A 14,902-nucleotide genomic window follows, 5' to 3' on the forward strand; every position below is an offset into this window, starting at 1 on the left:
GCCCGTCACGGCCCAGAGCGACGACGGCACCGCGGCCGCCACCGACCTGTCCGCCGCCGCGGAGGCCGCGCTCCAGAAGCAGATCGACGCCCTGGTGAAGGCCACCACCTCCGGCACCGCCGAACAGGTGAGCCCGGCCGTCAAGGACCTGATGACCGGCATCGTCAACGTCGTCGCCGCCACGATGCTCGGCAACGGGCTGCCCGCCGCGGACCTGGCCGGCCTGCCCGGCGTACCGACCGCGCCGGAGGCCACCATGTCTGAGGCCGCCACGCCGGAGGTCGCCGCGCCCGCGGACCCCTCCTGACACCGGGCCACCCCCACCCCGCGTGTTCCGGGCCGTGGGCCCCCCCCGCCGGGGGGGGGGCGCCACCACAGGACCGCCGGTCAGGAAACCGGCCGCGAATCCGCCCACATGCTCTCGAATTCCTCCCGGTAGGTCTCGAAGAGGCCGTGGTCACCGTCCCGGGCGTCCTGGCGGACGACCTCCCGGCCGCCGCCGCGGAGGACGAGGACGGGGGACTCCATGCCACGGCTCTTGCGGAGGTAGGGCTGGACGACGGCCACGCCGTCGGGGCCGTCCCCGTCGACGAGGTAGGCGGTGAAGCGCGGGGTCTCGTCGAAGACCTGGATCTCGAAGGCACCGGGGTCGCGCAGCCGGGCGCGTACCCGTCGCATATGGAGGATGTTCATCTCGATGGAGCGGCTCATCTCGCCCTTCTTCAGGCCGATTTCGCGCTCACGGCGGCGGACCGCGCTGCTGGCCGGGTTGAGGAAGAGCAGGCGGACCCGGCAGCCGGATTCGGCGAGCCGGACCAGTCGGCGGCCCGAATAGTTCTGGACCAGGAGGTTCAGTCCTATGCCGACGGCGTCGAGCCGGCGGGCATTGCCGAAGAGGTCCTCGACGGGGAGCTGGCGCTGCAGCCGCACCCGGTCGGAGTGCACCCCGATGACATCGGCGTAGCGGTCGCCGACCAGGTCCTCCACCGCGTCGATGGGCAGCCGTCCGGAGATCCGGGTGCCGACGCCGGAGCCGAGGATGTCCAGGAGGCGGGCGGAGGCGCGCTCGGCCTGGGCGAGGACCGTCTCGGACAGGGCGCGGTTGCGGGAGACGATGTTGCGGGCGACTTCCAGTTCGTCGAGGGCCAGCTCGACCTCGCGGCGGTCGTCGAAGTACGGCTCGAAGCAGGGCCAGTGCTGGACCATCAGTTCGCGCAGTTGCGGCAGCGTCAGAAAGCTGACGATGTTGTCGTCGGCGGGGTCGAGGAGGTAGCCCTTGCGGCGGCTGACCTCACGGACGGCGACCGCGCGCTGGACCCACTCCTGTCCGGCGGGTCCGGCCGCCGCGATGACCCATTCGTCGCCGTGCACCGGCTCGTAGATGGGCCGCAGCACGGCCGCGACGACGGCCCGCAGCCGTTGTTCGACGAGATTCAGCCAGATGTAGGCGCGGCCGGCCCGCCGGGCTCGCGTGCGCACCTCGCTCCAGGCGTCGGCGCCCCAGTCCAGCTCCGCCCCGATTTCCAGCGGGCGTGCCAGGGACACCGCGCCGGGCGGTGCGTCGACGGAGCCGCCCTCATGGCCCTCATGACTCTCGTCACCGGGGGGCAACTCCAGCCCGCCGCTCACCTGCCACCGCCTTCCGAACCCCCCGTGCCAACGATCAAGGCAGACTACTGCGGTGCGGGAGGCGGTGCAGCAGGATGGATGGAGTCGGTTACCAACTCCCCTTATCCATAGTGCCCGTTGTGCCCGGACAGTGCGGGTGGAGTGAGCGGATTCATAGCGGTGACGTCACGGGGAACCAGCTGGAAGCCCTGCCAGTGAACAGGCATGGGCTCCTGGTCCTCATCCCTGGCGATGTGGTGGAACCCGATGTTGACCCACGCGATGGGGTGTTTCAGCGGCTGACCGTTGACCCAGGTGTCGACGCTCTTGCCGGCCCGGGTGCCGCAGTTGGCCAGGTTGTTGCTGGCGAACTGCTCGCATTTGTTGTACTCGGTGAAGTAGATGTCGTGTGTGGTGTAACTGCGCCCGGTGTACTTGCTTGAGGGGCCCGGCACGATTTGGTACGAGCGCGGGTGGCCGTCCTGGTTCTTTCCGGTGGCGCTCACCACTCGCCACCAGCGCAGTGGGCCGGAGTCCCCGGCCAGCTCCTTGGTGATGGGGGTACGCGTGGTGCGGATGGTGGGGGTGCTGCCGCCGGGCCGGATCGTGGTGGCGGAGTCGAACTGCTCGACCTTGTTGGCGGCGCTGCCGTCCAGGCCGAAGTTCAGCCGCCAGAAGACATTGTGGCTATGGCTGGTGGCGTAGTCCTTGGCGCCCTTGCCGATCGGCGTGCCACGGCCGTCGCCGGCGTCGAAGTCGCTGGGTGAGAGGGTGCCGGTCGCACCGACCTGCAGGGTCATGGTGCCGTCGCCGGAGAACCGCCACTCGCTGATGTACTCGTACCAGCCGGTCTTGTTGACGGTGTAGAGCAGCAGGTCCTTGCCCTGGAGCTGGTAGGTCTTGGCGTGCTCGCCGGGGTAGGGGCCCACCCGGTAGGCGTGGCCGCGGGCACGGGTGGTGGCACACAGGCCGCTGACGTCGGGGTGCGCGGCGTCATAGGCGCCGGGCACCCTGACGGTCTTGATGGTGCCGCCGGGGCATTCGGCCGGGTCGAGCTTCATCAGGCCCTGGGCGAAGCCCTGACCGGTGAGGTCGTCGTATTCGTTGCCTCCGTCGTCGTAGGGGACGTGGATCTGGGCGAGTTTGGCGGTGGTGAGCACCTTGATCGGGGCGCGTTCGCCCTTGGGCTGGTAGGAGACGTCGTCCAGGACGAGGCCGGCATTGCCTTCGTAGTGCCAGCACATCCGCCAGACGGTGCCGCCCTCGAGCGTCTGGGTGATGCGGTAGGCGGCGCCGCAGCGGGGGGCGGGCGCGGCGGAGGCGGGGGCGGAAGCGGGGGCTTCGGGGGCGGCCTGGGCGGCAGGGCCGGTCAGCAGGGCGGTCGCCGTGAGCAGCACGGGGACTGCGGTGAGGGCCGCGGCACGGCGGCGCGGGCGGCGGGTACCGGCGGGGCGTCTTTGGGGCATACAAGGGCTCCCGGGAAAGGAGTGGTGGGGTCGGCGGTGCGCAGGGCGGTCAGCCGAGGCGGGCGACGGTGCGGGCACTGAGGTCGATCACCAAGCGGCGGGTGTCGATCCACGGGCCGTTCTGCACCTTGGTGAAGAGGCGGATGCAGCGGTGTTCCCCGCAGTCGCCCAGGGCGCCCGGCGCCTCGCCTTCCGCGCGGCCGCGGTAGACGAAGCCGGTCACGGCGAGCGGTTCAGGACCGGTGAGGTCGCGTCCGGTGGCCTCGCGATAGTCCTGGCGCAGCCCGGATCCCAGCGGGGCGGCGATCAGCAGCCGGGACGCCTCGACGGCCTCGGCGTGGCTGGGCGGCGGCTGGACGCCGTGCCGGGTGTCCGCCGACTCCACCTTCGAGGTCGTGAGGTTGACGGTCGTGGTGAGGTAGCTGTCGCTCTTGTAGTCGTAGAAGGAGACCAGTGCCCGGCGCGGCGGGTCGGCGAGCCCGGCCTCCGAGGGGGCGAGTTCGGCCAGGTCCGTGGTGAGGGGTTCGGGCCCGGGCCGTCCGGTGACATCGGCGGCGACGCCGCGCCGGGTGCGCGGCAGGGCCAGATCCCGGGCGCGCCTCAGTTCGTCGTCGGTGAGCGGATCCCGTCCCCGGCCGCGTTCCCCCTGCGGGCGGGTTCCCTCGACGACGCCGGGCGGCGGTGGCCCCGGATCCTGTCCCGGCGCGAACGGGCCGGCCGCACCGGACCGGCTCCGGCCGCCGGCTCCGTCGGCGGCGCCCGCGCCGGCGGGCAAGGTGATCGCGGCCATGACGGCGGTGCCCGTCAGCGCGAGGGCGGCCCCCGCGAGGACCTTGCCGAGATGGCGGTGCATCAGGTGGCGCACGGTTCCCCCCTGCTGTCACATTCCATGACATGCATGTCGGATCCCCCGTCCGTCCTCCAACAGGACGACCAGTAGGACGATCCGACATCGCGACAGGTTGCTCCACCATTGAGCGGAGATCCCGCGAAAAGCCCTCTGTGTGCGAGAAGTTGCGAAAAGTTGGGGAAGGATTTCGATCCGTTTCGCGGATGTGCGTCGTGGAGTCGCCGCTGCGCCCGAGAAGAAAGTGGAAGAGTCTACCCATGCAGGTCTGGCCGGGACAGATGTATCCGCTGGGTGCCACCTATGACGGGGCGGGCACCAACTTCGCGGTGTTCTCCGAAGCCGCGAAGCGCATCGAACTGTGTCTGCTGCACGACGACGGTTCGGAGACCGCCGTCGAGCTGCGCGAGAGCGACGCCAATGTGCGGCACGCGTATCTTCCGGGGGTGATGCCGGGGCAGCGTTACGGCTTCCGGGCCCACGGTCCGTACGAACCGGAACGGGGGCAGCGCTGCAACTCGGCAAAGCTGCTGCTCGATCCGTACGCACGGGCCATGAGCGGCCGGATCGACTGGGACGAGGCCGTCTACGGCTACCACTTCGGACGTCCCGAGGTGCGCAACGACCTGGACTCGGCGCCGCACACCATGGCGTCGGTGGTGGTCAACCCGTACTTCGACTGGGGCGACGACCGTCCGCCGCGCACCGCATATCACGAGACGGTGCTCTACGAGGCCCATGTGAAGGGTCTGACGATGCGCCATCCGGAGCTCCCCGAGGAGCTGCGCGGCACCTATGCGGCACTGGCGCATCCGGCGGTCATCGACCATCTGACCAAGCTCGGGGTGACCGCGCTGGAGCTGATGCCGGTGCACCAGTTCGTCCAGGACCACCGGCTGGTGGACGCGGGGCTGACGAACTACTGGGGCTACAACACCATCGGGTTCTTCGCCCCGCACAACGCCTATGCGTCCTGGGGCGACCGCGGGCAGCAGGTGCTGGAGTTCAAGACCGCGGTGCGGGCACTGCATCAGGCCGGTATCGAGGTGATCCTCGATGTCGTCTACAACCACACCGCCGAGGGCAGTCATCTGGGCCCGACGCTGTCGTTCCGGGGGCTGGACAACGCCTCGTACTACCGGCTGTCGGACGACAAGCAGTACTACATGGACACCACCGGCACCGGGAACTCGCTGCTGATGCGCAGCCCGCATGTGCTCCAGCTGGTGATGGACTCGCTGCGCTACTGGGTGCAGGAGATGCGGGTGGACGGCTTCCGCTTCGATCTGGCGGCGACGCTGGCCCGGCAGTTCCACGAGGTGGACCGGCTGTCGTCGTTCTTCGATCTGGTGCACCAGGACCCGGTCGTCAGCCAGGTGAAGCTGATCGCCGAGCCGTGGGACGTCGGCGAGGGCGGCTACCAGGTGGGGAACTTCCCGCCACTGTGGACCGAGTGGAACGGGAAGTACCGAGACACCGTGCGGGATCTGTGGCGGGGCGAACCGCGCACCCTGGCCGAGTTCGGGTCCCGGCTGACGGGTTCGTCGGACCTCTACCAGGAGGACGGGCGGCGTCCGCTGGCCTCGGTGAACTTCGTGACCTGCCACGACGGCTTCACGCTGCACGATCTGGTCGCGTACAACGAGAAGCACAACGAGGCCAACGGCGAGGACAACCGGGACGGTGAGCGCTTCAACCGGTCCTGGAACTGCGGCGCCGAGGGGCCGACCGACGATCCCGGGGTGCGCCGGCTGCGGGCGCGGCAGATGCGCAACTTCGTCGCCACGCTGATGCTGTCGCAGGGCGTGCCGATGCTCAGCCACGGGGACGAGTTCGGGCGCAGCCAGGACGGCAACAACAACGCGTACTGCCAGGACAACGAGCTGTCGTGGGTGCGCTGGCCGGAGCGGGGACCGGGCGGGGGCGCCGGCGCGCCGGAGAAGCCCGGGGCCACGGACGAGGTGTACCGGGCGGACGAGGCGTCGGGGGGAGACGGGGCGTCGGAGGGAGTCGAGGCGTCGGAGGAGGAGGCGGCGTCGGAGGGGGAGGCGGAGCAGTGGGCGATGCTGGAGTTCGTCCGGCAGCTGGTGGGGCTGCGGCGCGACCATCCGGTGTTCCGGCGCCGGCGGTTCTTCCAGGGACACCCGATGGAGGGCACCCACGACGAGCTGTCCGACATCGCGTGGTTCACGGCGGGCGGTGAGGAGATGGGGCCGCGCGACTGGCAGTCGGTGCATGCCAAGTCCCTGGCGGTGTTCCTCAACGGCAGCTCGATCTCCGAGCCGGGTCCGCGCGGCGAACCGGTCACCGACGACTCGTTCCTGCTGATGTTCAACGCCCATGACAGGGAGCAGGAGTTCATCGTCCCCGAGCACCTCGGCCGGCAGTGGCAGATCGTGGTGGACACCGACCGGCCGCAGGCGGTGGCGGACGGCGGCGGCGCCAAGGTCAAGGCCGGCGACCGGCTGACGCTCGTCGGCCGGAGCCTGCTGGTGCTGCAGCGGCCGGCGTAGTAGGAGCGGGGGGCGCCGGACCGGGGAGCCGGAGGCGAGGCCGCAGGCGAGGCCGCAGGCGAGGCCGAGGATCACTGCGGCGGCTCCGACGGCGACGGTGAAGGCTGCAAAAGCGGCAAAAAGGCGGCAAAGGGGCCGTGGGCCCGGCGAGACGGCCGACGCGTGGGGCATCCGGACGCGGGGCGTCCAGGCGCGGGCCGGGCGGACACCGCGTGCCCGGTCAGGCACCCCTCCGCCGCGCGGGGCGCGGCAGGCCCGCCCGAAGGGCCCGCGGCGCCCGCCTCGGCGCCTGCTCGGCGTCTGCCGCACCCCGGTCGGGACCCGCCTCGCCCTGCTCCGAAGATCTGAAGATCCATGGCCTTTCCACCCGCCCCGTTGGAGGAAGGGACGACACCAATGCCGGGCGGCGATGACACAACGGGCCGTCAGCGGGGTACGGGTGTTCCCATGACGCAGCCACCGAGTCCGTCGCCGACCGCCACCTACCGGCTGCAGCTCCAGCCGGACTTCCCGTTCGCCGCCGCCGAGCGGGCGGTCCCCCATCTGGCCGCGCTGGGCGTCTCCCATCTGCATCTCTCGCCGGTCCTGGAGGCGGTGCCGGGGTCCACGCACGGCTATGACGTGGTCGATCATGCGGCGGTACGGGCCGAGCTGGGCGGTGAGAGGGGGCTGCGGGCGCTGGCGGCGACGGCCCGGTCGCACGGCCTCGGACTGGTCGTGGATCTCGTGCCGAACCATATGGCCGTGCCCGGGCCGATGTCGCTGAACGGGCCGCTGTGGCAGGTGCTGCGCGACGGCCCGGCATCCCCGTACGCGCGGTGGTTCGACATCGACTGGGACGCCGGACACGGCGGCCGGCTGCTGCTGCCGGTGCTCGGCGGCCGGCTCGGCGAGGAGGCGCGGCACTTCCGCGTCGAGGGTGAGGTGCTGCGCTATCGGGAGCACGCCTTTCCGCTGCGCCCCGGTACGGAGGGCCTGGAACTGCCCCGCCTCCTTCAGGCCCAGTGGTACCGCCTCGCCTGGTGGCGGCTGGCCCGCAGCGAGCTCAACTACCGTCGCTTCTTCACCATTTCGGAGCTGATCGCGGTCCGCGCCGAGGACCCCGAGGTCTTCGAGGCGACCCATGGCACGGTACTGCGGCTGATCCGCGAGGGCGTCGTCGACGGGCTGCGCATCGACCATCCGGACGGCCTGGTGGACCCCGGCGGCTATCTGGCCCGCCTGCACGAGGGGACCGGCGGCCGCTGGACGGTGGTCGAGAAGATCCTCACCGGCGACGAACCGCTGCCGAAGAGCTGGGCCTGCGCGGGCACCACGGGCTATGACGCCCTGCGCCACATCGACGGTCTCTTCGTCTGCCCGCAGGGCGCCGGACGGCTCTTCTCCCACTACCGGGACTTCGTCACCCCGCTGGCCGACGAGGGCGGCGACTGGGAGGAGACGGTCCGCCGGGCCGCGTACGAGGTCATCACGCACGATCTGGCCGCGGAGGTCGAGCGGCTGGTGCGGACCGCGGGCCGGATCAGCGCACGCGTCCCCGGGCCGGGCGACCATGCGCCGTGGGCGCTGCGCCACGCCATCCGTGAGCTGATGGTGCGGCTGCCGGTCTACCGCCCGTACCCCGCGGATCAGGGGCAGGCCGAGCAGGATGCGGCGATGCTGGGCGCGGCCGCTGCGGGGGCGCGCACCGCCTTCCGGGTGCCCGAGGAGGCGCGGGCGGTGGATCTGATCCACGATCTGGCGCTCGGCCGGCTGATGGACCCCCCGGATCTCGGCCGGCTGACGGACCCCCCGGGCCACGACAGCAGGGACTGCGCCGACTTCGCCGCGCGGTTCGCCCAGACCGCGTCCGCGCTGCACGCCAAATCCGTGGAGGACACCGCCTTCTACCGCTATCCGGTGCTGCTGTCGGCCTGTGAGGTCGGCGGCACCCCCGGGGAACCGGCGCTCCCCCCGGAGGCGTTCCATGCGTACTGCGCACGGGTGCAGCGGGACCGGCCGGTGGCCGGCACGGTGCTCTCCACGCACGACACCAAGCGCAGCGCCGATGTCCGGGCCCGGATCGCGGTGCTGTCGGAGTGCCCGGACCGGTGGCGGGACGTCCTGGGCGCAATGGCCGAGGGGGCGGTGTGCGACGTCGGCGCCGGTGGACTGGACGGAGCCGGTCCGGCGGATCCGATGGTGTCGTGGCTGGCCTGGCAGACCGCGTTCGGCCTGGGTGCGCCCGGCGACGGAGCCGCGGCGGAGCGGGTGGCGCCCGCGGTCCTCAAGGCCGTACGGGAGGCCGGGCTGCGCACCTCGTGGACGGAGCCGGACACGGGCTACGAGGAGGCGGTCGAGGAGTTCGTACGCAACGGGCCCTGCGGTCCCACGGCCGCACCGCTCGCCGCGCTGGACGAGGAAGTCGCCCCCTTCATCCGCGCCAATGTGCTGGGCGCGACGCTGCTGCATCTCACCATGCCGGGCGTCCCCGACCTCTATCAGGGCACCGAACGCGCCTATGCCGCACTGGTCGACCCGGACAACCGGCGGCCGGCCCGCTTCTGTCCGGAGCTGCTCGCCGAGCTGGACGCCGGTGGCGCACCACGCGATCTGTCCGCCGAAAAGCTCCGGCTGACCACCACAGCGCTACGGCTGCGGCGTGCGTGTCCCCAGTGGTTCGGCGCCACGGCGTCGTATGAGCCGGTGTATGCGGAGGGCCCGGCGGCCGAGCACTGTGTGGCGTTCTGCCGCAGCGGCCGGGTGCTGACGGTGGTGACCCGTCTGTCGCTGCGCCTGGTGGAGACCGGGGGCTGGTGGGACACCCTGCTGCGGCTGCCACCGGGCGGCCCCTGGCGCGAGCTGCCGACCGGACGCGAGCTGCCGGGGGGCGCGGCGGTGGGGCTGAGCGAGCTGCTGGCGGTGTCACCGGTGGCGTTGTTCGTCGCCGAGTGAGGGGGCGTCGGGGCGTCGGTTCCCGGCGTCGCTCGTCGCCGAGCGAGGGGGTGTCGGCGATCAGTTCCCGGCGTCGCCGGTGTCTCCCGCCATGCGGAGGTACGCGGTGAACTCCGCTGCCGCGCCGGTCAGTTCGACCCGCGAGAAGACGGTGATGTCGCGGCGCCAGGGCGGGTCGGTGGGCACGAAGGCACAGTCCAGGCCGCGGAGTTCATGGGCCGCGGTCAGCAGCACGCCGACGCCCGCCGAGGCCATCCGGACGGCGGTCGAACTGTGCTGGGTGCGGACGGCGGTACGCGGCGTGAAGCCGGCCCGTTCGCACTCCAGGTCCAGCCAGCGCCGTCCGCCGACCACCGGCTCCAGGCTGCAGCGCACCCACGGGCGGTCCGCCAGCTCCGCGAGGCGTACCGACTCCCGGGCGGCGAGCGGGTCGCCGTGCGGGACGACCAGCACCATCCGTTCCTGTCCCACGGCCGTGACCGGGCCCGGCCAGTCCCGGGGAGGCGGGCCGAGCGCCATATCGGCGACGCCGCGGGCCATCTGCTCGGACAACTCCTCGGTGGTGGCGTACTCATGGAGCACCAGACGCACGCCCGGATGCTCGCGGGCCCAGCGGGCGCAGACCTCCGGAAGGACCCCGATCGCCTGTGCGTGCACCGTCGCGATATGCAGTTCGCCGCTCTGGGCGCCGCCCGCCGCGAGCGCGGCGCGGCGGGCCTGCCGGGCACTGCGGACGGCGAGTTCGGCGTGCGGGAAGTAGGCCCGCCCCATCGCGGTCAGCCGCACCCCGCGCGTCATCCGCTCCAGCAGCGCGCCGCCGACCTCCCGTTCCAGCGCCTTGATCTGATGCGAGAGCGCGGACTGGGTGACGTGCAGCGCCTCGGCGGCGCGGGTGAAGGACTCCCGCTCGACGACCTCGACGAGGTACTCCATCTGCCGCAGGCTCATGCCCGCCCCTCCCCGGTGCGCTCGGCCCGCCTCATGAAGCCGCACTCCCCCATGAAGCCTCTGCATCAACTCCATAGAAACATTGCCTTGGACTCATCGCCGCAGGTGGGCGGAGTCTGCTCACATGAGTCAGACAGACACGAACACGACGGACGTCCTTGTCATCGGCGGCGGCACCGGTGGCTACAGCACCGCGCTGCGCGCCGCGTCCCTGGGCCTGCGGGTGGTGCTGGCCGAGCGCGACCTGGTCGGCGGCACCTGTCTGCACCGTGGCTGCATCCCCAGCAAGGCCATGCTGCACGCCGCCGAGCTGGTGGACGGTATCGCGGAGGCCCGCGAGCGGTGGGGCGTCAAGGCCACCGTCGAGTCCCTGGACTGGCCGGCCCTGGTGGCCACCCGCGACACCCTCGTCAGCCGCAACCACCACGGTGTGGTGGGGAACCTGCGGACGGCGGGGGTGCGGGTCGTCCAGGGAACGGCGCGGCTGACCGGCCCCCGTACCGTCCACATCGAGGGCGCCGGGGAGTTCACCGCGCGGCGCGGCATCGTCCTTGCCACCGGCTCCCGGCCACGTCTGCTACCGGGCCTGGTGGCCGATGGCCGCCGCATCGTGACCAGCGACGACGCGCTCTTCGCCCCGGGACTCCCGGCGTCCGTAGTGGTCCTGGGCGGCGGCGCGATCGGGGTCGAGTACGCGTCCTTCCACCGCTCCATGGGGGCCGAGGTCACGCTCGTCGAGGCGGCGGAGCGGTTGCTTCCGCTGGAGGACGAGGACGTCGGCCGTCATCTCGTACGCGGGCTGAAGAAGCGCGGCATCGCGGTGCGTACCGGCTCGACGCTGACCGGCACCCAGCTGCTGCCGGACGGTGTACGGGCCACGGTGCGCACCCCTCGGGACGGGGAGTTGGTGATCGAGGCCGAGCGGCTGCTGGTGGCGGTGGGGCGGGTCCCGGTGACGGACGGGCTGGACCTGGCGGCCGCCGGGCTGTCGGCGGACGAGCGGGGGTTCGTGGCACCGGTGGACCGGTCGCGGCTGGAGACCGCCGTGCCGGGCATCCATGTGGTCGGTGATCTGCTGCCGCCGCCGTCCCTGGGCCTGGCCCATGCCTCGTTCGCGGAAGGCCTGTTGGTGGCCGAGACGCTGGCGGGCCTTCCTGGGCGTGCGGTGGACTACGCGACCGTGCCGCGGGTGACGTACTCCTCGCCGCAGACCGCCTCGGTCGGCCTGACCGAGGCCGAGGCGCGCGACCGCGGCCTGAAGGTCAGGGTCAACACCATGCCGCTGGCCGCCACCGCCAAGGGCATGGTGCACGGTCAGGGCGGCATGGTGAAGGTGATCGCCGCGGCGGGCGGGGCGGGCGGTGATCGGGGGCTCCCCTGCGCATGGGGGTCCCCCCGCTCGAACGAAGTGGAGAGTGGGGGAGAAGTGGAGAGCTCGGGGAGCACCGGCGCGGTGCTCGGCGTCCATCTCGTCGGGCCGCATGTCTCGGAGATGATCGCGGAGAGCCAGCTGATCGTGGCCTGGGACGCCGAGCCGGCCGATGTCGCCGCGCACCTCCATGCGCACCCGACGCTGTCGGAGGCGGTCGGCGAGGCGTTCTTGACGCTGGCGGGCCGGGGGCTGCACCAGCACGCCACGGCGGCCCGGGCCACCGCCCGTTAATTCGGTTGCGGCCCCGCGCACGGCTGGCACCATGATCCCGTACGCCCGTTTTTCCCCACACCAGGAGCACGGAATGCGCGGATTCCTCGGAACTACTCATCGCCCCGGCCGGACGACAGTTCTTGAGGAAACCCCTTTCCATGCTTGTTTCGCACACCCTGAACATCGGGATTCTCGCCCACGTCGACGCGGGTAAGACCAGCCTCACCGAGCGGCTGCTGTTCGACACCGGTGTCATCGACCGGCTCGGCAGCGTCGACGCGGGTGACACCGCTACGGACACCGGCGAGCTGGAGCGGCAGCGCGGCATCACCATCCGCTCGGCCGTCGCCTCCTTCACCGTCGGCGAGGTGCAGATCAATCTCATCGACACTCCCGGCCATGCCGACTTCATCGCCGAGGTCGAGCGCGCCGTGGGGGTGCTCGACGGTGCCGTGCTGCTGCTGTCGGCGGTGGAGGGCGTCCAGGCCAGGACGCGGGTGCTGATGAAGACGCTGCGGCGGCTGCGGCTGCCCACCCTGCTGTTCATCAACAAGATCGACCGGCCCGGCGCCCGGGACGAGGAGCTGCTCGCGGACATCCGCCGGCTGCTGACACCGGCCGCCGTCCCGATGACGTCCGTGACCGGCCTCGGCACCGCGCGGGCCGAGGCGGTGCCGTACTCCCTGGAGAACCCCCGAGTCCGCGAGCGGATCGCCGAACTGGTGGCCGAGGTGGACGAGCGTGTCCTGGCCCAGCTGGTGGGCCCTGGCCCCGAAGGGCCGGAAGGCGGCCAGGACGGCGCGCAGCCGAACGGGCCGGGGCCGACCGCGGACCGGCTCCGCGCGGCGCTCGCCGCCCGGACCGCCGACGGCTCACTGCACCCGGTGTACTTCGGCTCCGCGCTCGGCGGTCAGGGCGTCGGCGCGCTCATCGAGGGCATGGCCCGGCTGATTCCGCCGGCGCCCGCTGTCCCGGGCACCACTCCGCGGGGCACCGTCTTCGCCGTCCAGCAGCCGCCGAACGGCGAACGGACGGCCCATATCCGGCTCTACGGGGGCGAGTTGCGGCCTCGACAGCAGGTCGAGCTGCACCGGCCCGGGGCCGACGGCCCCGGCGGGCCCCTGACCGGACGGATCACCTCTCTCCAGGTCGTCGGCCGGCCGCCCGGTGACGGCGGGCCGCTCACCCCGGGCAATATCGGGGTGGTCCGGGGGCTGCCCGGCGTCCGGACCGGTGACCGTCTCGGGCCGGCCGCCGAGAGCCCCGCCGGCGGCGCCCTGTTCGCCTCCCCCACCCTCGAAACCCTGGTCCGCGCCCGGCGTCCGGCGCAGGCCGCGGCGCTGCGTGCCGCGCTGCTGGCGCTCGCCGACCAGGACCCGCTGCTGCGGGCCCGCCCCGCGCCGGACGGCGCGACCTCGGTGCTGCTGCACGGCGAGGTGCAGAAGGAGATCGTCGCCGCCACCTTGCGTCAGGAGCACGGCATCGAGGCGGAGTTCGCGCCCAGCCGGGTGGTGTGCGTCGAGCGGCCGTCCGGGGTCGGCGAGGCCTGCCATGAGATCGCCAAGCGCGGCCACACCGGTCCCTGGGCCACGGTCGGCCTCCGGGTCGAGCCGGGCGCCCGTGGATCCGGCCCGGTCTTCACCTACGAGACCGAACTGGGCGCCCTGCCGCACGGCTTCCACCAGGCCATCGAGGAGACCGCGCTGGCGTCCCTGCGATGCGGACCGCACGGCCTGGCGGTGACGGACTGCCGGGTGGTGCTGACGCGTTCCGGTTTCGTCGGCCCGCTCAGCACCGCGGGGGACTTTCGTGCGGTCACCGCCCCGGTGCTGGGGAAGGCGCTGCGGGCCGCCGGCACCCGGGTTCACGAGCCGTACCACGCCTTCGAGGCCGAGGTCCCGCTCACCGCGCTCGCCGCGGTGACCGCCCGTCTCGCGGCCCTGGGCGCCGAAATCACCGAGACCTCCGGCGGGCGGCATTCCTGGCTGGTCAGCGGTTCGCTCCCGGCCCGCCGGGTCCAGGAGTTCCAGGGGCTGTTGCCCGGCCTGACGCACGGTGAAGGGGTGTGGACGTCGTACCCGTCGGGCGACCGGCCGGTGCGGGGGGATGCGGCGCCGCGCGGTGCGTCCGGATGAGGCGGTGGCTGCTGCGCCCCCGGGGGGTGCGGCAGCGCGGCCCTCGGGGGGGGGCGGCGCGGCGCGGTCCGGCGCGGTCCGGCCGCGCCGCCCGTTCACCGCTGCGTCAGGACGTAATCCACCTGGCCGAAGGTGATGTGGTCACCGGGGCCGACCGGCACCTCGCCCACCACCCGGCGGCCGTTGACACAGGTCCCGTTGGTGGAGCCGAGGTCGCGCAGCAGCCACCCCTTGCCCACGCTGCGGAGTTCGGCGTGCGCACGGGAGACCGTGTCGTGGTTGAGGCGCAGGCCCACGCCCGGCGCCCGCCCTATGAGCAGCGGCAGCGGGCCCGGCTCGGGCAGCAGCAGCTTCGGCAGCCGCTCTCTGCGCCAGGCGCGGCGCACCCGGATGTGGAACGCCGAGGCCCGGCCCACCATCCGCAGGAGGGTGCCCTGGACCTTGCCCCGGTCGGCCAGGTCGGCAGTGACCAGTTCGATTTCGGACTGCTGCTGGGCGGTGAGGACGAGTTCCAGTCGTCGCAGGAAGGTGTCCTGGGACAACCGTCCCTGTGCCGCGCCGTCGCGCAGCAGGTCGAGAGCGCGTTCCCGGTCCGCATCCGACGGGCGCGCGGGGAACTCGAGCGAAGTCATAGCGTGATTCTCCGGCCACCGCGACCCGCTGTCCAGGCGGTGTTGGGCGCGGGGACGATGCAGGTGGGCGCGTCGGACGGTGCAGGTCGGCGCGGGCGACGGTGCAGGTCGGCCCGGGCGACGGTGCAGGTCGGCGCGGGGGACGGTGCCGCTGAGTGCGGGGGACGGTGCAGG

9 protein-coding genes and 1 pseudogene are annotated in these 14,902 nt (G+C 72.4%); 5 read left to right on the plus strand and 5 right to left on the minus strand.

Translation table 11 applies throughout. The features are described 5' to 3' along the window. Window positions 1-307 (plus strand): annotated as a pseudogene (locus tag ACF088_RS28280) (hypothetical protein); the annotation flags it as partial. Between the two features lie 80 nt (window positions 308-387). On the opposite strand, the gene ACF088_RS28285 reads toward ACF088_RS28280, so the two are convergent. From ACF088_RS28285 to ACF088_RS28295, 3 genes are all read right to left on the minus strand, one after another. Continuing rightward, the gene (locus ACF088_RS28285) at window positions 388-1,629 is read right to left on the minus strand and encodes an SAV2148 family HEPN domain-containing protein (protein ID WP_392378678.1); all 1,242 of its coding nucleotides are present in this window, start codon (window positions 1,627-1,629) and stop codon (window positions 388-390) included. Between the two features lie 101 nt (window positions 1,630-1,730). Continuing rightward, complete coding sequence (locus ACF088_RS28290; protein WP_392378679.1) at window positions 1,731-3,074, minus strand: copper amine oxidase; 1,344 nt, start codon at window positions 3,072-3,074, stop codon at window positions 1,731-1,733. Between the two features lie 49 nt (window positions 3,075-3,123). Beyond that, entirely contained in the window at window positions 3,124-3,939 is an 816-nt protein-coding gene (locus ACF088_RS28295) for a Tat pathway signal sequence domain protein (protein ID WP_392378680.1), read from the minus strand. Between the two features lie 242 nt (window positions 3,940-4,181). Between ACF088_RS28295 and glgX the strand changes: the two genes are divergently transcribed. Beyond that, a complete protein-coding gene (gene glgX, locus ACF088_RS28300; RefSeq protein WP_392378681.1) occupies window positions 4,182-6,434 on the plus strand; it encodes a glycogen debranching protein GlgX in 2,253 nt (750 codons plus the stop codon). A gap of 447 nt (window positions 6,435-6,881) precedes the next feature. Further along, window positions 6,882-9,368, plus strand: coding sequence for a malto-oligosyltrehalose synthase (treY, locus tag ACF088_RS28305; protein ID WP_392378682.1), 2,487 nt, complete (start codon window positions 6,882-6,884; stop codon window positions 9,366-9,368). Between the two features lie 60 nt (window positions 9,369-9,428). On the opposite strand, the gene ACF088_RS28310 is transcribed toward treY, so the two are convergent. Then, complete coding sequence (locus ACF088_RS28310) at window positions 9,429-10,316, minus strand: LysR family transcriptional regulator (RefSeq protein ID WP_392378683.1); 888 nt, start codon at window positions 10,314-10,316, stop codon at window positions 9,429-9,431. Between the two features lie 124 nt (window positions 10,317-10,440). Here ACF088_RS28310 and ACF088_RS28315 point away from each other — a divergent pair, with 124 nt between their 5' ends. Together ACF088_RS28315 and otr(A) are read left to right on the plus strand one after the other, a co-directional pair. After that, window positions 10,441-11,979, plus strand: a complete 1,539-nt coding sequence (locus tag ACF088_RS28315; protein ID WP_392378684.1) for a dihydrolipoyl dehydrogenase family protein — start codon at window positions 10,441-10,443, stop codon at window positions 11,977-11,979. Between the two features lie 140 nt (window positions 11,980-12,119). Next, window positions 12,120-14,096, plus strand: coding sequence for a tetracycline resistance ribosomal protection protein Otr(A) (otr(A), locus tag ACF088_RS28320; RefSeq protein WP_392378685.1), 1,977 nt, complete (start codon window positions 12,120-12,122; stop codon window positions 14,094-14,096). Window positions 14,097-14,191: 95 nt separating this feature from the next. Here the strand turns inward: otr(A) and ACF088_RS28325 are convergent, their stop codons facing one another. After that, entirely contained in the window at window positions 14,192-14,668 is a 477-nt protein-coding gene (locus tag ACF088_RS28325) for an FHA domain-containing protein (protein WP_392378817.1), read from the minus strand. Window positions 14,669-14,902: the final 234 nt, after the last annotated feature.

Source organism: Streptomyces sp. NPDC015125 (assembly GCF_043080045.1).
Lineage (GTDB): Bacteria > Actinomycetota > Actinomycetes > Streptomycetales > Streptomycetaceae > Streptomyces.